The 17,854-nt window shown below is 35.9% G+C and carries 19 protein-coding genes; 1 reads left to right on the forward strand and 18 read right to left on the reverse strand.

What is annotated here, in order from left to right; genetic code table 11:
- Positions 1–25: 25 nt before the first annotated feature.
- The 11 genes from EZV73_RS00670 to EZV73_RS00720 all read right to left on the reverse strand — a co-directional run bounded on the left by EZV73_RS00670 (position 26) and on the right by EZV73_RS00720 (position 9,518).
- Positions 26–661, reverse strand: a complete 636-nt coding sequence (locus EZV73_RS00670; RefSeq protein ID WP_240837338.1) for an ABC transporter ATP-binding protein — start codon at positions 659–661, stop codon at positions 26–28.
- Complete coding sequence (locus tag EZV73_RS00675) at positions 661–1,416, reverse strand: ABC transporter permease (protein ID WP_240837339.1); 756 nt, start codon at positions 1,414–1,416, stop codon at positions 661–663. Before EZV73_RS00675 ends, EZV73_RS00670 begins: the two co-directional genes overlap by 1 nt.
- On the reverse strand, positions 1,403–2,482 hold the full coding sequence (locus EZV73_RS00680) for an ABC transporter substrate-binding protein (protein ID WP_240837341.1): 1,080 nt from the start codon (positions 2,480–2,482) through the stop codon (positions 1,403–1,405). The genes EZV73_RS00675 and EZV73_RS00680 overlap by 14 nt, the downstream gene beginning before the upstream one ends.
- Positions 2,479–3,126 carry a cyclic nucleotide-binding domain-containing protein gene (locus EZV73_RS00685; RefSeq protein WP_240837343.1) on the reverse strand — a complete coding sequence of 216 codons (648 nt, stop codon included), beginning with the start codon at positions 3,124–3,126 and terminating at the stop codon, positions 2,479–2,481. The genes EZV73_RS00680 and EZV73_RS00685 overlap by 4 nt, the downstream gene beginning before the upstream one ends.
- Before the next feature lie 142 nt (positions 3,127–3,268).
- Complete coding sequence (locus tag EZV73_RS00690; RefSeq protein ID WP_240837345.1) at positions 3,269–3,709, reverse strand: UPF0158 family protein; 441 nt, start codon at positions 3,707–3,709, stop codon at positions 3,269–3,271.
- A gap of 83 nt (positions 3,710–3,792) precedes the next feature.
- Entirely contained in the window at positions 3,793–4,881 is a 1,089-nt protein-coding gene (locus tag EZV73_RS00695; protein ID WP_240837347.1) for an iron-containing alcohol dehydrogenase family protein, read from the reverse strand.
- Positions 4,878–5,231 (reverse strand): nuclear transport factor 2 family protein, encoded by a 354-nt coding sequence (locus EZV73_RS00700; RefSeq protein ID WP_240837349.1) that lies wholly within the window; start codon positions 5,229–5,231, stop codon positions 4,878–4,880. The genes EZV73_RS00695 and EZV73_RS00700 overlap by 4 nt, the downstream gene beginning before the upstream one ends.
- The gene (locus tag EZV73_RS00705; protein WP_240837350.1) at positions 5,215–6,183 is read right to left on the reverse strand and encodes a dipeptidase; all 969 of its coding nucleotides are present in this window, start codon (positions 6,181–6,183) and stop codon (positions 5,215–5,217) included. The genes EZV73_RS00700 and EZV73_RS00705 overlap by 17 nt, the downstream gene beginning before the upstream one ends.
- Entirely contained in the window at positions 6,170–6,640 is a 471-nt protein-coding gene (locus EZV73_RS00710; RefSeq protein WP_240837351.1) for a RidA family protein, read from the reverse strand. The genes EZV73_RS00705 and EZV73_RS00710 overlap by 14 nt, the downstream gene beginning before the upstream one ends.
- A gap of 2 nt (positions 6,641–6,642) precedes the next feature.
- Positions 6,643–8,085, reverse strand: coding sequence for an amidohydrolase (locus EZV73_RS00715; protein ID WP_240837352.1), 1,443 nt, complete (start codon positions 8,083–8,085; stop codon positions 6,643–6,645).
- Positions 8,085–9,518 (reverse strand): MFS transporter, encoded by a 1,434-nt coding sequence (locus EZV73_RS00720; RefSeq protein ID WP_240837353.1) that lies wholly within the window; start codon positions 9,516–9,518, stop codon positions 8,085–8,087. The genes EZV73_RS00715 and EZV73_RS00720 overlap by 1 nt, the downstream gene beginning before the upstream one ends.
- A gap of 158 nt (positions 9,519–9,676) precedes the next feature.
- Here EZV73_RS00720 and EZV73_RS00725 point away from each other — a divergent pair, with 158 nt between their 5' ends.
- A complete protein-coding gene (locus EZV73_RS00725; protein WP_240837354.1) occupies positions 9,677–10,306 on the forward strand; it encodes a transcriptional regulator in 630 nt (209 codons plus the stop codon).
- A gap of 1 nt (position 10,307) precedes the next feature.
- Here EZV73_RS00725 and EZV73_RS00730 read toward each other — a convergent pair whose 3' ends face one another.
- The 7 genes from EZV73_RS00730 to iorA are packed head-to-tail and all read right to left on the reverse strand — an operon-like array spanning position 10,308 to position 17,747.
- Positions 10,308–11,123, reverse strand: a complete 816-nt coding sequence (locus tag EZV73_RS00730) for a MerR family transcriptional regulator (RefSeq protein ID WP_240837355.1) — start codon at positions 11,121–11,123, stop codon at positions 10,308–10,310.
- A 22-nt stretch (positions 11,124–11,145) separates the two neighbouring features.
- The gene (gene hisC, locus EZV73_RS00735) at positions 11,146–12,234 is read right to left on the reverse strand and encodes a histidinol-phosphate transaminase (RefSeq protein ID WP_240837356.1); all 1,089 of its coding nucleotides are present in this window, start codon (positions 12,232–12,234) and stop codon (positions 11,146–11,148) included.
- The gene (locus EZV73_RS00740; protein ID WP_240837358.1) at positions 12,234–13,451 is read right to left on the reverse strand and encodes an MFS transporter; all 1,218 of its coding nucleotides are present in this window, start codon (positions 13,449–13,451) and stop codon (positions 12,234–12,236) included. Before EZV73_RS00740 ends, hisC begins: the two co-directional genes overlap by 1 nt.
- A 4-nt stretch (positions 13,452–13,455) precedes the next feature.
- A complete protein-coding gene (buk, locus tag EZV73_RS00745) occupies positions 13,456–14,526 on the reverse strand; it encodes a butyrate kinase (protein WP_330636923.1) in 1,071 nt (356 codons plus the stop codon).
- A complete protein-coding gene (locus EZV73_RS00750) occupies positions 14,519–15,397 on the reverse strand; it encodes a phosphate acyltransferase (protein WP_240837360.1) in 879 nt (292 codons plus the stop codon). The genes buk and EZV73_RS00750 overlap by 8 nt, the downstream gene beginning before the upstream one ends.
- Positions 15,394–15,972 carry an indolepyruvate oxidoreductase subunit beta gene (locus tag EZV73_RS00755; RefSeq protein ID WP_240837362.1) on the reverse strand — a complete coding sequence of 193 codons (579 nt, stop codon included), beginning with the start codon at positions 15,970–15,972 and terminating at the stop codon, positions 15,394–15,396. Before EZV73_RS00755 ends, EZV73_RS00750 begins: the two co-directional genes overlap by 4 nt.
- Entirely contained in the window at positions 15,972–17,747 is a 1,776-nt protein-coding gene (gene iorA / locus EZV73_RS00760) for an indolepyruvate ferredoxin oxidoreductase subunit alpha (RefSeq protein WP_240837363.1), read from the reverse strand. The genes EZV73_RS00755 and iorA overlap by 1 nt, the downstream gene beginning before the upstream one ends.
- Positions 17,748–17,854: the final 107 nt, after the last annotated feature.

The following is a 17,854-nucleotide window of genomic DNA, read 5'->3' on the forward strand; positions in this document are numbered from 1 at the left end:
ATGTAGAGTCCATAAAAAAAGAAAGTCATGACAGACTCTCTATGATTTCTTCATATTCTGTAATAGGTTGGCCAATCAGACGAAAAACCTTATCTCCTAATCTAAAGGCTTCTGACAAGTCATGGGTTACCATTATAACTGTCGACTCATCTTGACCTATCAATCTTTCAAGTAAAGACATAAGCTGTTCTTTTAGGTCTGAGTCCAGTCCCTGAAAAGGTTCATCCAGTAGTAAAATGTCATGAGGACATGCAAAGGCTCTTGCTAGTGAAACTCTCTGCTTCATACCACCACTTAGTGTATTTGGATAGGCATTGATAAATGACGATAAACCAACTTGATCTAAAAAGTATTGAATATGATCATGAATTTTATCAATGGGTAACTTGTCTTCCAATACATAGAGAAGATTTTCCTTAACTGTTAACCAAGGCAGTAGTCTACTTTCCTGGAATACATAAGATACAGATTTGTCTTCTAGACCTTTTATGCTACCTTTAAAATGTGTATCAAGACCCGATAACATTTTTAAAATAGTCGTTTTCCCAGAACCAGAAGGTCCTAATAAACAAATGACTTGTCCATCTTCAATGTCCATACTGAAATTCTCAATCACTTGATGTTTATCAAATGTTTTAGATATGTTTTCTAGTTTAATCATTATACTTCCTTAAACCTTTCATAAAACTGTATACGTTTAATCAACTGTTTTGCAAACATTTCTATCAATAAAGAACAAATAACAATGATAACTGTCCAAGCAAACACCGATTCGAAGTCCAAATAAACTTTACCATTGTACATTTGAAGACCAATGGACTTATCAAGAACACCGATAACTTCAGCTGCAATAGTAGCCTTCCAACAGATACCTATACTGGTTAAAACGCCAGCAAACAAGTATGGAAGAGCAGACGGTAAATAAAGCATTCTCAGTCTTCTTTTAAAAGGCACCTTATAAACATTAGACATGCTAATTAGTTGTTTATCAACCATCCTGTAACCTTCATAGACATTCATATGAATGATCGGAAAACATAGAAGAATACCACATATAATCGGCACCACACCCTTAGGGGCATAAAGTATCAAAATGATGATAAAGGAAACAACTGGTGTAGACTTAATCACTAATATAAGAGGATGGATGGTTCTTCTGATAAGCTCATTCATGCCAGAAAGTAAACCGAAACCCACGCCTAATACAATACCGACTATTAAGGCAATAAAAACACGCATCAAGCTAGAGGCAATGATGATATAGGTTTGCCCCTCAAATAAAAGGTTGATGACATGTTGAAAGGTTGTTATAGGTGATGGTATGATCCAATCATTTGAAAGACTGGATATAAGCCACCATACAAACATCCAAAAAAGAAGGATCAAAGATCCTTCTAATATTTTATTTTTTTTCATAGTAGAATGCATCCTCTGGTAATTTACCACCTACAGCTTTAGGATTAAATCCATGTAAGATTTCATAGAAAGCTTGTAAAGATTCTTTAGCTTCCTGAGCAGGAATTAATGTAATGTTACAATTAGGAATTGCCTTTGTTGCAAGTGCAGCTTTTGGAATAATACCAAACTTCTCAACTAATACACCAGCATCTGCAGGGTTAGCATTCACAAAGTCAACTGAAGCCTTATACTCTTCCATGAACTTTTCAATCACTTGTGGGTTTTCTTCAGCGTAAGCCTTGTTCACAACGATAGCACCCATAGGTAACATCAAGCCATCAGTCGCTTTTTCCCATTCTGCAGTTAAATCAACTGCAATTCTATTTGTTTCACTGCCTAAAGTTACTGAAGTAACAAATGGTTGAGGTAATAAAACAATTGGTGCATCACCAGTTGTAACTTTAGCTGCAACTTCTGAATGCTCTACAGCATACTCAACTGTTACATCTTCAGTTAAACCATTTTCAGCTAAAAGATAGTTGATGATATATTCTGGAGAAGCACCTTTACCAGAACCTAATACTGTTTTACCTTTTAAATCTTCAAGGCTGTTTACAGTATCACCGTTTTCAACAATATAAAGAACACCTAAAGTATTTACAGCTAGTACTTGAATTTTGCCTTCTGTCTTAACGTCTAAGATGGCACCCATATTTGATGGTACTGCAGCAATATCTACATTACCTTGTACGATTTGACCAATGATTTGATCTGGAGCACCTACGATATCAAACTCATAATCAATCTCGCTGATCATCATCTCATCATTTTCCATCAGTTGAACCATACCCATACCTGTTGGTCCTTTTAAAGTAGCAATCTTTAATACTGGCTTCTCAACTGGTTCTTCAACTTCTGTTGCTTCTTCAACTTCCTCAGTCGCTTCTTCTGTAGCTTCCACTTGATCATTTGAATTTTCAACAACTTCATTTTCTACTACATTGTTAGCCTCGTTAGCCTGGCATCCTACAAACACCATTAATGCTAAGAGCATAATCCCTATTAACGCTAGACTCTTCTTCATTTTATGCCTCCTATAATATGCAATGAATTGCCCTCCATCTCTATCATCTTATTTTCAATGAGTTTATCAAAAACACGATACAAGGTTGATCTTGCTATACCTAAATACTCTGCAAGTTCTACCTTTGACATTGGTAACTCAAGCCTATTAGATTGTGTATTGGATTTAAGTCTTGATAAATATCCAATTACTCTGTCTTCTCCATTTGAAATAGAAAACAAAGCTATACGATTCAATAAATACTGTACCTGACCATTAAAAAACACTAGATAATTTTTTAACAATCTAGGATCCTTATGTAAGAGCTCTATCAAAGCAGCTTCTGATAAGGATATCACCTGGCTTTTTTTCTCAAAGATGATTTTAGTCGGGTAATAATTATCCTCTGTGAACAAGGACAGAACCCCAAACATATCACCAGGATTTAACCTCTTTAAAAACGAACACTCTCCATCCTGAATAAGCTCAACACGGGCACTTCCAGACATCAAAATCATCATATTCTTCTCATAATGTTTGTCATCGTAAGCTGTTTCGTTTTTATCAAATGTCCTATGAACAATTGGAATCTGACCTAGATATGTTTCAATGGTCTTCAAATCACAATCTTTAAAAATTGGGTTATTCAGTAAAACCTTCAACACACCACCTCCGTGTCCCATATGGTACATTTATACTTGAATTCTATAATAATAATTTAACAATGTCAATACAGGAGATTCACCTTTATTTGACTAGATAAACATATCTTAATTTACAAAAGTAAAAACACCTCATATGAGATGTTTATAAGTAACTAATACCCTTGTCTTCACACCAATCTATTAAAAATGATATTAGTTTTTCTTCTTTATAAATTAGCCATGTCTCGTATATACCAAGATGCATACAGCCTTCCTTAAAGTGTTTAAAGCTTCCATGATCGTGAACCATACCATTTAAGTAATCATAATCTTTCTTATCTAAAGTATATAGAAAATCAACTGCCAGCTTAAACTCATCAAACTCATTAGTAGAAGGCAAATAATAGTGCTTCTTCTTCTGAATTTGTCGCACCCTTGTAAGTAAGACTTTTTCATCATTAGATATATCCTCATAATCAAAGACTTCATCTAAATATTTTACCAATTCAGGTCTTAAGTAATAAAAATCTTGATCATAAAGTAGGGTAAGTCCATGACTTTCTTGATTCTCAAATGCTTCCATGATTGTTTTAAAACTAAGCATACCATCATCTCCTTATTAACTATTTTCCCTATTAATAAGGAGATAAACACTTTACTTATGTAATAATAGCGTTTAGCAAATAATCATATAACTCCATATGTTTGACTAAGAATACTAATGACATCTTTTTTGTTTACTGCTTTAGGATTCATATGGAGTGACGGTTCTAGAAGTGTACTATTTGCAATAATTTCGAAGTTTTCTGGACTTATGAAATCACTTAAAGCTGGTATGCCTAACTGAGTATTTAAAGTCTTTAAAAACTCATATAAATTATTAGTCTCTAAAATATTTTCAATTACTCTAAACTTTTCACTCGAATCATAGTTATACCTAACCACTTCTGGTAACATAATAGCATTTGCGACACCATGAGGTATATCAAAATGCGCGCCTAATGGATGGGCAATTGCATGAACCAGTCCCAAAATGGCATTGTTAAAGGCAAAGCCTGCCATGGTAGATGCATACATAAGTTTTTCTCTTGATTCCTCCGAATCATATTTATTAATATGTTCTGTGATTTCTTTAATGGCAACCAAAGCGTGAGCATCTGTAAATGATGTTGCCAAAGTTGATACATAGGCTTCTATTGCATGTGTAAGAGCGTCCATACCTGTAGAAGCTGTAATATGCCTAGGTAGTCCATAAGTTAAGCTTGGGTCAAGGACTGCATAATCAGCTTTTACATGGTCTCCTAATATAACCATTTTTCTGTGTTCCAAAGAATTGGTCACCACTGAAACACCTGTCACCTCACTTGCGGTTCCTGAAGTAGTTGGAAAGGCAAAGAGCTTGTGTCCAGGATTTAAAACAGGATGTTTCTCGTAGTAAGCGATGTCATGATTGTTACAAAGTAATACATTAATGGCTTTAGCTGCATCCATAACAGAACCACCACCAATTGCCACTAGACCATCAATTGCTTTGTCTTTATATAACTTTGCCACTTCATTGACATAAGTATCTTTGGGATTTGGCATGACACCATCTTCTACAAAGTAATTTGAAATCCTAAGCTTATCCATAACGCTTTTAACCAAGCCCAAGTCCAAAAGTCCTTTATCGGTAATTACTAGAACATTTTCTAAGGCTAGAGTCTCAATAATTTGATTAACTTGATCATATTTATCTTGACCATAAATCACTTGACTGGGTATTGTATAGATCATAATACCTCCAAACTTGTAAACAATTTGGAAGTTATATACCAGTCATCTTCTATCTTTTGCAATTGAAAGAGATTGGAAAAATTAGCTGATTTAAGATTTCTTTCATTCAGCTCCACAACAGCTATATCTTTGACTTCTTTTAGAATTTCATAACCATATTCATAATTACTTGCTGCCTTTTCGCCAGCTATGTCCTTAAAGAAATGTTCAGGAGAATCGACTATCATTTTCATACCAAATAGTTCTCCAGACATAACAGCCTTTTCATGAAAGACCTTTCTTAATAAATTAACATCTCCTGTTCGTGTACCTTCAACGTACATTTCAATTGTTTCATTGATTGTTCTCATTAAAACATCCTTTCAAAAAAGAGATGAAGTTCTTATAAAAAATCCCCTCAATTTCCTCTTCTGTATAACTTCTTTTTCTTAAAATCTTCCTTACTTCTTCAAGGTCCTTATAATCTGCAATGACATCAATTTCCTCGATTTCTTCATTGCCATATCTTAAACCATTGACTTCTAAATCATTGCATTTATCAAGACCAAAACAGATATGCTCTGAACCTAATAGATCTCTCATATAATCAATATGATCGCACAAGGTATCTATACCACCACCTACAATGGGCTTAATACCGTTGATACCGATGATGCCACTACTTGCCTTTATCTTTCTTAGGTGTTCGGTAGATAAGTTTCTTGTGATTTTGTTGATTTCTCTAGCATTTGAGTGTGATGCAAAGAGCTTACCTGATAGTTCATCTAGTCCAGCGTCATTAAGGTGAGATACATCCACAAGCATGCCTAACTCACGCATCTTCTTTACAGCCTTCTTTCCGAAATGTGTTAAACCATTGTCTGTATTTTCTCCTTCAAATCTAGAACCATCAGCAACAGCATTTTGTCTAGACCAAGTCAATCCAGCCGCCCTAATACCTAAATCGTAAAAAATATCTAGAAGATTTAAATCACTTCCTATAGGTTCTAGTCCTTCTAAAGACAAGATTATGCCTATTTTATTCTCATTAAGAGCTTTGTCTAAACTCGCTCTATCAAGAACCAGCATAAGCTCTTCTAAGCCTTTTATTTCATTCTTGATTAAGGCAATTTGATCAAGTGCATGTCTTAGAGGTGAATCATAAACAAAGTGATCACTAACAAATACTGCTGCGACAATTAACTGAACCTGGTTATCACGCCACTCTGGTAATAATACATTTTTAATAACATCACTTTCACCCTTAGCATACCGGTTGTAAAGGATTGGCCCTAAATCATAATGTGTATCAACAATTTTCATCATAAACCTCAACAATCATTTTTATTTCAACGGGTGTATCCATGGGTAGGGTGCCACTTGGAACAGCACACCTACTGTGATATCCTTTTTCTCCAAACACCTCAATAATCATCTCTGAAAAGCCATTGAGGACATAAGGCTGGTCTATAAAATCATCCGTACAGTTGATAAAACCAGTCACATCAACAAATTGCTTGACCTTATCTAAATCACCAATCGCATTTTTTATTTGAGAAATCATATTCAATGCAGTGAGTTTAGCAGCTTCATAACCTTGTTCTTTATTTAACTCTCGTCCTACCTTACCATGATACTTGGGTACTTTATCCCACATGGGACCTTGGCCAGAAAAATAGATCAAGTTACCAACTCGCTTAAAAGGAATGTAGGATCCTATTGGTTCTAGAGGTTCAGGTAAGTTTATCTTTAAATCTTTAAGTCTATCTTCAATTGTCATCTTTACTCCTTTTTAAAAACAAGTTCTCCAGCTACAACAGTCATTTCTACAGATATGTCTTTAATGGACTCAGCTTCATATGGATCATCTGAAAGAACAACTAAATCTGCTTGTTTACCGATTTCTAAAGAACCTTTCAAGTCTTCTTCGTGTCCTGCGTAAGCACCACCTAAAGTAAACATTTCAAGTGCTTCTTTAATGGACAATTTTCTCAAATCAGAGCTTGCATGCACTGCTGCATGTATACCTAACAAGGCATCAAGTGGTGTCACAGGTGAATCGGTACCACCAGCCAAAGTAACACCCGCTTCTTTATATCTTCTTAGACTGTTTAAAAGTTTTTCTCTTTCTTTACCAAGAATCTTGTCAAAGCCTTTGCCATATAGATAGCCAATGCCTGGTTGCACAGAAAATACCAAGCCAAGTTCAGCTGCTTGCCTTAATTTTTCATCACTGATCAAATCCACATGCTCAATTCGGTGTCTTAAATCTTTCTTACCATAAATGTCTGATACCTTTTGATAACAGTCAATCAACTGGTGCACAGCCTTATCCCCCACTGCATGAAATGCACACTGCATATCATTTCTATGTGCTTTGGCAACCATTTCAAAGAGGTCAGAATCTTTGATATAAAGTTCCGCTTCATGGCCATCTTCATAAGGTTCTGTAAAAGCTGCACTACCTTCTATTGGTGTGCCGTCGAGACAAACACAACCACCGATTCTAGGCAAATCATAATTCATAACCAAGTCCACATCCATGGTCTGAACAAAGTTAAGAACTTGGACTTTTAAAGCTTGCCTGTCCTTTTCTTCTGCTACCCATGTAGCAACGTCTCTGTTATCAGAAAGCTCACCATGAACCAAGGTATGAAGTGTTGTAAACCCCTTGGATACCGCTTCATTTGAAACCTTGTGTATAAAGCCATCAACTGCTTGGTCAGAAAAAAGATTATTGGCCTCTGACATCTTTTCACCTGTTATAAAATAGTGATTAAGACCTAGTCTATCCATAACATTTTGATTAACAATCATACCATGACCTGTGATGTATTTAATGGCGATTGGATGGTCATGACTTATGTCATTGAAAATCTTAAAAGCTTTGTTATCAAAGTCAATAAGCATAGACAAATAACCTTCTGCTAATAAAAACGTTTCATCATTTGTTTTGACATGTCTTTTAATCATATCAGTGACTTTTTCAAGGGTATCACACTCAAATAACGGAATCGTTGTACCCTCCATGCCTGCAGGCAGTGGATGCATATGAGCGTTAATAAAGCCAGGCATCAAAGTCTTGCCTTCTAAGTCAATAATGTGGTCAGAAACAGGTCTATCACCTTTTCCTAAGTCACTAATCATTTTGTTTTCAACCAACAACCAATCAATAGATTGATCGGTCATGGTTATAAAGTTTCCGTTTGTATATAATGTTTTCACTATAATAGCTCCTTAAATCCTTCTGAATTATGTGGTTTATTGTTGTTTTGAGCTTCAAGTGCTTCCTGAAGTGCATCGTATCTTTTCTGGTTGATCTTAAATCGACTCATCACTAGGCCGCCTGCTAAAAAGAATATTGGTGCGATAATAAACATGGTCGTTTGGATACCTGAAATGGTCTGAGCACTCTGCACATGTTCAGCTGCATTGTAACCATATGCGCCTAATAAGAAACCGGCAATGGATGTACCAATTGCATAACCACCCTTTTGACATAAACCTGTTAATGATAAGATCGTCGCATCTTTTCTGTCATTGTAAATATAAGCAGAAATATCACAGCAGTCATAAGTAAGCGCATATCCCAATGGGAAAAATACATTATGTCCAATACCTTGAATAACACCAAATATCAAAAGCAAACCAAATGTCGGTACACCAATAAAGTTAAATGCGATCTGACCAAAAGCTGCAAAAGTTATCATAGCCGTGTATGCTTGTCTTTTACCTAATTTTTTAGAAAAGAAATTAACGAGTGGTATGCAGACAATACCAATAACCGCAGTTAAGAGGAAGTACATACCGATACCTGCACCATCTAGTCCTGTTACATGTTCCATTAAGAAGACTACCGTTCCCTGTGCAATCGTAAAACCAATTGCGTAAAGTACAAGTGACAGTGCAATAATTCTTAAACTCTTAACTTTAAGCAATTCAAACATAGACTTAAAGATATTCTTCACTTGAGCCTCTTCTGAAACAGTTTCTACTTCAGACTTTGCTGTAGCTACAACAGTAATAAGGCCAGCTGTAAATATAATGGCTGCATATATAAGGGCTACCTTGCCCCATGCTGCAGCAGGTGTACCACCAGTTTGTAAAACGCCTTCAACAATAACCATTGTGAGTGAACTTGCCACAATAAGACCTAACATGGTAAATATATGTGCATAAAGTCTTAATGATGTTCTTTCTTCATAGTCATTGGTCATTTCAGCACCTAAAGCTGAGTATGGAATCATAAACAAGGTATAAGATGTCCAAAATAAAAGTGCCAATACCAGGTAATAGATATTTTGAACCGATGCACTTGCTTCAATGATCTTATACAAGAAATAAAAAGACACCGTAAAAGGTCCAATCGCTCTAATCAAGAATCCCCTTCTGTTGAGCTTGCCTTTTTTCTTAAGTCTGTCAGATAAATATCCAACAATAGGATCTGTAATTGCATCCCATAAAACTGCAATCGCTGAAATCATACCTGCAAACGCAGGATTAAGTCCAACAAAATTAATTGCAAACACCAGGAAAAAGATGTTGTATAAGTTTGCTGCAGTTGAATCACAAAGCGTACCTATACCGTATCCTAACTTGGTTAAGACACTTAATTTCTTGGTTTTTTGATGTTCCATTTTTATAGCCTTCTCTGCCATTGTTTCCCCCCTAATCTACATTTCAAACTTTTTGTATGAAAATATAACCTTTCGTCATATAAAATCATACAAGATATTTTCAGCTTGGTCAACTTTTTTTTTGATTTTCTAACTTTTAGTATGAAAATATGTTATAATACATATTGGAGGTATAGGTCATGAACTCAATTGAAACACTTAAAAATATAGCAGAATGCATATCTGCCCAATTTGGAAACAACACAGAAGTTGTTATTCACGACTTTAGAAATGGTTTTGATAAGACCATTGTTCACATTGAAAACGGTCATGTAACCGGTAGAGAAATGGGCGGTTGCCCAACAACATTATTCTTAGAAGAGCTCAAAAGAAATGAACATGTAGAAAAGAATTTCAGATACATCACACATACACCTGACGGTAAAACACTTCGCTCATCTACAGTAAATTTCTATGAAGATAAAAAGCTTACAGGTTCTATATGCATCAATCAAGATATTACCGATATGATTGCATTAGAACGTGTTTTTAACAATATGTCTAAAAACAATTACTTCGAAAAATCTAATGAAAAGAATGAAATGTTCTCAAGTTCTATATCAGAAATGCTTGAAAGCTTTATTGCTGAAGGCATCTCTCAAGTTGGTGTACCAGTTACAGATATGAACAAGGAGTCTAAAATGAAGTTCCTAAGATTTTTAGATCACAAAGGTGTATTCTTAATCCAAAAATCAGGTCTTAGAATATGCGAGTTGCTTGGTATATCTAAATTCACTTTATACAATTACCTAGACGAAATAAGAAAGTGATCTAATGATCACTTTCTATAATAGGAATTCTTATTTGTGTAATATACAGGTCCTCATCACTTGAAATAAAGTGGTCAATCAAGGTCCTTTCTAATGCTAAATCACCTAACTTTAGGTGATGTTTTTTTGCATAATTGATTAAGTCTGGATACTTCTCAAAGGCTGCTTTATGGTCACCTTTAACGTAAATGGTCAAGAAGTAGCCTTCCTCAATGTAGCTTAAATGGTCTAACTTCAGAGTAAAGGGATCATTTGCAAGCATAAACATCCCCTCAAACTCAGTAGCCTGTCTATCCAATCTTATATTTGCAAAGAAACCATTTTCACCAATCATCAAACTCGGCGGCAGCTCCGCTTCAAACTCAGCCATGGCACACTCCCAGTCATAAGGGGTCATAATCTTCTTCATTATTTTTATGATAGGTGTCCTTGGATGCTTTTCTATAAGTATGTCATCCAGAGGTGGCAACTTTCTTATGTAATCAAGGGAAGCCAATCGATTAGTAAGCCTTGCCTTGGTTGCTTCTATCTTTTCAAGTTCTTCGTTAAGCTTATCAATTTGCTTTTCAATAATTTCTGCATAGTCATCAATGTTTCTATTATCTAAGTGTCTTTTGATCTCTTTTATCGAAATACCAGAATGCCTCAGATAACTTATTAGTCTTAATTCCTCAATTTTTTCTATAGCATAATAGCGGTATCCATTTTCAGAAATACCGCTAGGTTCGAAGAGTCCAATAGAATCATAATATCTTATGTTCCTTGCACTCACATTTGTTATTTTTGACAATTCACTTACCGAAAATACTAAACCCATAAGTCACCTCTATATCATTGTCTTACAAATAAAGAGTTTCATCAAGTGCTTGTATAAATTTATTGGTTTGTTCAACTGTGCCTGTCGAGACTCTTAAGTAGTCATCATATCCCCAGAGAAAACCAGGTCTTACGATAACTCCTTTTTTCATTAGTGCTTCATAAACTTCTTTAGAATTTTTCTTTACATTAACAAAAATAAAGTTAGTATGACTCTCAACATAATCCAAGTCTTTCTCATCAAAGTAATCCATCATTCTCTTCATGGATGCTTTGTTAAGTTTTAGTGTTTTATCCAAATGGTCCTCATCATCCATAGAAGCCACAGCTGCATGTTGAGCAAGCTTATTGGCATTAAATACACCCCTAATCTTATTCATTTCCTGAGTAATTTCAGCCGATGAAAAACAATAGGCAATCCTCATCCCTGCCAAACCAGATATTTTAGAGAAGGTTCTTAAGACAATGGTATTTGGCCTTGTCTTTAAAATTTCTATGCCGTTTGGATAAGTCGCATCATGACATGCATATTCATAATAAGCTTCATCTAACATGACAATAATATGTTCCGGTATATCCTTTAAAAAGCTGTTCAACTCATGATTTGTCATAATATTACCCGTAGGGTTATTAGGATTACAGATATAAATAAGCTTAGTCCTATCAGTGATAGCCTTCTTAAAGCCATCAAAATCATGTTTAAAGTCATCTGTTAAATCCAAAGATAAACACTTAGCCCCAATATGTGTAGACATAATCTCATACATAGTAAATGATGGATTAGCAAAGATAACCTCATCACCACCATCGATAAAGGTTTGAGCAACAAGCTTGATAATCTGTTCACCACCAGACCCGATTAGGATTTGATTTGGATCTACACTGTATTTATAGGCAAGTTTGTTTCTAAGTTCAAGCGCTGAACCATCTGGATACAAATGCACATAAGGTGCTCTTTCTTGAATAGACTTGATGGCAAGTTCAGAAGGACCTAATGGATTTTCATTAGAAGCCAGTTTAACGATATCGACCACTTGATATGCCTTCATCACTTCTTCAATTGATTTCCCAGGTATGTAGGGTTTTAATTTTGACATCTCTTTTCTAAACATTAAGCCACCTCTCTTTTATCATATATATTTTCACAGTGGGTCTCCTTTATAAAGAAAGTGCCCACAAGACCAAAAAGGCTTGAGAAGAGACAGACTAAAAATGCCGTTTTATATGCACCTGCATCAATAAATGCATATGAATCAAATATTCTTCCCATGATAACAGGTACTATTGCTGCACCAAAGAAGCCTCCCATGTTTACAACTGACGTTGAAATACCTGTAATCTCTTTAGGATTGACTTCCTTTGCAGCGCCCCAAGATAGGACAAATGCACTGGTTGTCCATCCCATAACAAACAAGAGTGGACCAATCATTTGAAGCGGTAGATTTACAAGAACAAAGAAGCCCCAAGAGATGACATTAATTGACGCTAAAACAACCATAGGCATCTTCTTTAATTTGACCTTATCAGAAACCATACCTGTGACAATGGAACCAAGGGCCATCCCTAGAACCATGATGGCCATATAATTGGCTGAAGAGACTTTTGTCAAACCATAGACGTCTGACATATAGGCTCTTCCCCAAGTGCCGGTCATGGATGCAAAAGCGCCAAATAAACCTGCAAATACTACAAAGCCTGGCCAAGTATGCTTGTTTTTTATAACAATTAACAAACCCTTTTTAATATCTACTTTTTCTGATACTTCTTTTTTCTTATCTACTATAATCAACTTACACATCAAACATATAACTAAGGTAACAAGACCCATACCTATAAAGGCATGACGCCACGAGAATGCAGCAACAACAAGTGCAAGTGGTGTTTGAGCAAGTATGCCCCCCATATTACCGACAAAAGATGTAATCCCTGACATTCTCCCGAAATTTTCTGGTTCAAACCAATCAGCAAGTATTTTTAACAAGGAAATAAAGATGACTGAAACACCAAGTCCTACTAATATCCTGCCTATAAAAATCATAACCACATTAGATGCAAAGCCAAATACTAGAGAGCCAATACCTGCTACTAAAGTCCCGTAGGTAACCGTTCTTTTAGCACCCAGAGTATCAGCAAGAATACCTGATGGTATTTGCATAAACATATAGGCATAAAAATAAAGCGACCCTATTAAACCAAATGTCGTTGACGATATTGAAAAAGTCTGCATCAGATCTTCTTTTACAACCCCAGCTGCCAGTCTATGAAAAAAGACCACAACATAAGCAAGAGCCAAGACGCCCCATATAATCCATTTTAAATTCTTTTTCATAAAATTATCCTAACTTGTATTCTCTAGCCTTTTCTTGTCCATTTAAGACCCTTAAAGTGCCTTTTGCAAGAGAAGCCATCTCATTTTCACCTGGAAGTATAAAGACCCTACTTAAAAATGATACTTTCTTTTGAATCCATTTCATAAGCATATCTGAATAAGCCATACCACCAGTTAAAATAATGCCATCTATTTGTCCATCTAATACGACAGCCATTTCACCAATTCCCTTAGAGATTTGGTAAGCCATAGCCTCATAAACTAGGCCAGCTTTTTCATCACCTTCTCGAATCATCTTTTCAACTTGTCTGGCATCATTTGTACCTAGATATGAAATCAGTCCACCTTTACCTCTCAGTTTTTTCATCATATCAGACTTATCAGCACCCTTTTCAAAACACGCTTTAACTAAGTCCTTACAGGGTACTCTACCTGACCTTTCTGGAGAAAATGGACCTTCATCATCTGAAACGATATCTATCATCTTTCCATTTTTATGGGCACTTACAGAAATACCGCCACCTAAATGTGCAACTACAAAATTAGACTCTTCATAAGGTTTGTTTAATTGTTCAGAAACTTCATGTGCAACAGCTCTCATATTCAGACAGTGTGAAAAACTCTTTCTTTCAATAGAAGCCATACCCGAAATTCTAGCTATATCATCTAGTTCATCAACGGCTACCGAATCATAAATATAAGCTTTTTTATCAATTGAAGATGCTATTTTAAATGCAATGATACCACCTAGATTAGATGCATGCTCTACAACAGGTCTATTCATAAGTCTATCCACCATGGCTTCATTGACTTCATAAGCACCAGACTTCACTGGCGGTAAAAGACCACCTCTTCCTACGACTGCAGATAAGTTAGTAACATCAAAGTCTACTTCATCAAGAAAATCTAATACAGCTGAATATCTAAAATCATATTGAGATGCGATCGTTTCGTACTTTTCTAACTCATTAGTCTCGTGATTCAATGATTTTTCATGTAACAAAATTTCGTCTTCATAAAGCGCTACCTTGGTAGAAGTAGATCCTGGGTTTATAGCTAATACAAACTTAATCACGAGACCCCCTTTCTAGTTGTCCTGATAATAGAATCGAATAGTATTTCTCTTCAAAACTCGAGCCTCTAGATGTCAAAATAACAGGTACTTTTCCACCTAAGACCACACCAGCCATTTTTGCACCTGCTGAATAGACCAGGGACTTGCCTAAAATATTTCCAACTGTTATGTTTGGTACAAGTAACAAGTCGGCATCCCCACAAACTGGGCTTTCAAAACCTTTTATTTCTGCTGATTTTTTGCTCATAGTTAAGTCATATGAAATTGGACCTTCTAAAATGCAATCCAGTTCATGTTCTTTTTTGAGTCTTTCAGCATCCAACGTTTCAGGCATCTTAGGATTTACTTTTTCTACTGCACATAGTGCTGCAACTTTTGGTGATGAAATCCCTAGTTTATGTAGAGCCTGAACACTGTTTTCTAGTATACTCATTTTTGCTTCATAGTCTGGATACAAATTCATACCACCGTCACTCATGGCTAAGAGCTTATGATAGCCTTCTAATTCATGAACCACAAAGTGACTCATAAGCTTACCTGCCTTAATATGTTTTACAACTGACTTTAAAAGGACTTTGGTATCCACTTTGCCCTTCATTATGCTTTGAACATCACCCTTTTGTGCCATCTTAACTGCTACTTCAGAGGCTTCTTCAGGTGTAGAGGTGTGATGGATGATGACAGTTTTATAACTGTCACCATCTATCAGGCTCTTAATCTTATCCATATCACCAATTAAGATCGGTGTAACTTGGTTATTTCTTTTAGCAGTAAAAACTGCCTTTAATGTTTGTTTATCTTCGGGACAAACAACAGCAAGTTTTGTACCCGAAAGGTTTAAACTTTCTAAATCCTTAAACGTCTTAATCATGATACCTCCGCCATTGATAAACCTTTTTTAAAGGCCATCTTATTCAGATCAACAAACTTTGGTTTCACAAGCTCTTCGATGATAGACTCCCAGTCTATGTGATCGAGCTTCATTGATTTAACAAGGGTTCCTAATAAAATAACATTCATAACTTTTTCGTTTCCCAACTTAAGAGCCTCATCAGCTGCATTGACAACATTCACTTGAGCCTTTTCCTTTAGGATGTCTAAAACATCTGCAGGATAGGTAAACTTGCCAGTCTTAATAGGCATCGATTCAATTTCAAAGTCATTGATAACCGCTTGACCTTTTGGGTTTAAATGGCTTAACCATCTTAAACCTTCCATCTTTTCAAAGGCCACTAAGATATCAGCGCCTCCTTTTTCAATAACAGGCGAATAGACTTCATCACCAAATCTCACATGAGATGAAACAGAACCGCCCCTTTGAGACATACCATGTATTTCACTCATTTTCACATCATAACCAGCGTCCATTAAACCATGAATAAGGAGTTTGCTGGCAAGTAATGTTCCCTGTCCACCTACACCTACTAATAAAATACTCTTATTCATTACTTAACCTCCTTCTCGATTGCATCAACTGGACATACTTGAGCACAGACTTCACATGCAACACATTGATTTCTATCAATAACAACTTTCTTTGTTTCTGGTATGAACGAAAGTGCTGGGCAACCTGTTTTTAAACATTTCTTACAACCTATACAAGAATCAAGCACATGGCACTTTTCAGTAAAGGCACCTTTAAACTCAACCTTATCCTCGTCAGAAAACTTCTTTAGAACACATGGGAATCTGGTAATGATGACACAAGGTTCAGTTTGAGCGTATGCCCAGTCTAGAGACTTTTTCACTTGCTCAAGATTATTAGGATCAATGGTCATCACATGTTCAATCCCAGTCGCTCTTACTAGAGCTTCAATGTCTGCTTCCTTTGCAGGATCACCATTTAATGTATAACCTGTACCAGGATTCTCTTGGTGGCCTGTCATACCCGTGATTCTATTATCTAATACAACATTGATGGTATTGGAATTGTTATAAGCAACTGTCAATAAGGAGTTGATGCCAGTATGGAAGAAAGTTGAATCTCCTAATACAGATACTACACGCATGTCAGAGTTTTTCATGTTAAATATCTTCTGAGCACCATGCCCCATACTGAGTGACGCACCCATACATAAAGACATATCCATGGCATTATATGGTTCAGCAAATGCCAGACCATAACAGCCAATATCACCTGAAATCATAGTATTTTTTCTCTTACCTAACTCATAAAAGAAACCTCTGTGAGGACATCCAGCACATAATGTCGGTGGTCTAGGAACAACTTTACTTTCATCGTATTCAATGCTTTCAAGTGTTTTTCCGAAATAAGACTTTCTTATAACATCTGGCGTCATTTCACCATAGTATGGGAATACATCTTTTCCAATCACTTCAATACCTTCTTGTTTTAATGCGTTTTCTATTAGCGGATCATTTTCTTCAATAACAATTACTTTTTCTACAGACTTACTGAAATCCACTAAAGCTTTTATTGGCAGTGGATATGAAAAGCCTAATTTAAAGTAAGATGCATCATTACCAAATACTTCTCTTGCAAACACATAAGAACATCCAGATGCAATAATGCCTACAGATGATTTATTATCAATAACTTGGTTTAGTTCTGACTTTTCAGATAAATCAGCAAGCTCTAACATTCTACTTTCAACCTTATGACGCATTTGTCTACTGTGGATTGGCGTAGGACTGTTTTTGGGTATGTTCTTTTCATAATCACGGTATGACACTTGATTTCTATCTTCACAAGTGACGATTCCCTTTGAATGACAAACCCTAGTTGTTACCCTATATAAAACTGGTGTATCATATTTTTCACTAATCTCATAAGCCACTTTCATATATTCTTTAGCCTCTTGGCTATTAGATGGCTCCAACATAGGAATCTTTGCAAATCTAGCATAGTTTCTATTATCTTGTTCATTTTGAGACGAATGCATACCTGGTTCATCTGCTGTGATTAAAACCATACCACCATTGACACCCATATATGAAAATGTAAACAAAGGATCCGCTGCCACATTAACACCAACATGCTTCATAGATGCTAAGGCTCTTGCACCTGCTAATGACGCTCCAATAGCAGTCTCTAAGGCCACCTTTTCATTCGGTGCCCATTCAGAATAAATATCCTCATACAATGCCATATTCTCTAAAATCTCTGTACTTGGTGTTCCAGGGTAAGCGACTGCGTAATGTACGCCTGCTTCAAATGCTCCCCTCGCCATTGCTTCATTTCCTGTTAATAGCTTTTTCATACTTCCTCCTTTTTCTATTGTTTTTAGCATAAAGGTTACAGTTAGTGTTAAGTCAAGGAGGTATTTTAAATCAACTAAAAAAAAAATTCTACCTCTCTTATCAAGGT

Source organism: Acidaminobacter sp. JC074, assembly GCF_022496765.1.
GTDB lineage: Bacteria > Bacillota > Clostridia > Peptostreptococcales > Acidaminobacteraceae > JABXKX01.

Bases quoted from the DNA above. Each gene is read 5' to 3' on its own strand.
- EZV73_RS00670 (WP_240837338.1), bottom strand. From the start codon at position 661: ATGATTAAACTAGAAAACATATCTAAAACATTTGATAAACATCAAGTG.
- EZV73_RS00675 (WP_240837339.1), bottom strand. From the start codon at position 1,416: ATGAAAAAAAATAAAATATTAGAAGGATCTTTGATCCTTCTTTTTTGG.
- EZV73_RS00680 (WP_240837341.1), bottom strand. From the start codon at position 2,482: ATGAAGAAGAGTCTAGCGTTAATAGGGATTATGCTCTTAGCATTAATG.
- EZV73_RS00690 (WP_240837345.1), bottom strand. From the start codon at position 3,709: ATGCTTAGTTTTAAAACAATCATGGAAGCATTTGAGAATCAAGAAAGT.
- EZV73_RS00695 (WP_240837347.1), bottom strand. From the start codon at position 4,881: ATGATCTATACAATACCCAGTCAAGTGATTTATGGTCAAGATAAATAT.
- EZV73_RS00700 (WP_240837349.1), bottom strand. From the start codon at position 5,231: ATGAGAACAATCAATGAAACAATTGAAATGTACGTTGAAGGTACACGA.
- EZV73_RS00705 (WP_240837350.1), bottom strand. From the start codon at position 6,183: ATGAAAATTGTTGATACACATTATGATTTAGGGCCAATCCTTTACAAC.
- EZV73_RS00710 (WP_240837351.1), bottom strand. From the start codon at position 6,640: ATGACAATTGAAGATAGACTTAAAGATTTAAAGATAAACTTACCTGAA.
- EZV73_RS00720 (WP_240837353.1), bottom strand. From the start codon at position 9,518: ATGGCAGAGAAGGCTATAAAAATGGAACATCAAAAAACCAAGAAATTA.
- EZV73_RS00725 (WP_240837354.1), top strand. From the start codon at position 9,677: ATGAACTCAATTGAAACACTTAAAAATATAGCAGAATGCATATCTGCC.
- EZV73_RS00730 (WP_240837355.1), bottom strand. From the start codon at position 11,123: ATGGGTTTAGTATTTTCGGTAAGTGAATTGTCAAAAATAACAAATGTG.
- hisC (WP_240837356.1), bottom strand. From the start codon at position 12,234: ATGTTTAGAAAAGAGATGTCAAAATTAAAACCCTACATACCTGGGAAA.
- EZV73_RS00740 (WP_240837358.1), bottom strand. From the start codon at position 13,451: ATGAAAAAGAATTTAAAATGGATTATATGGGGCGTCTTGGCTCTTGCT.
- EZV73_RS00750 (WP_240837360.1), bottom strand. From the start codon at position 15,397: ATGATTAAGACGTTTAAGGATTTAGAAAGTTTAAACCTTTCGGGTACA.
- EZV73_RS00755 (WP_240837362.1), bottom strand. From the start codon at position 15,972: ATGAATAAGAGTATTTTATTAGTAGGTGTAGGTGGACAGGGAACATTA.
- iorA (WP_240837363.1), bottom strand. From the start codon at position 17,747: ATGAAAAAGCTATTAACAGGAAATGAAGCAATGGCGAGGGGAGCATTT.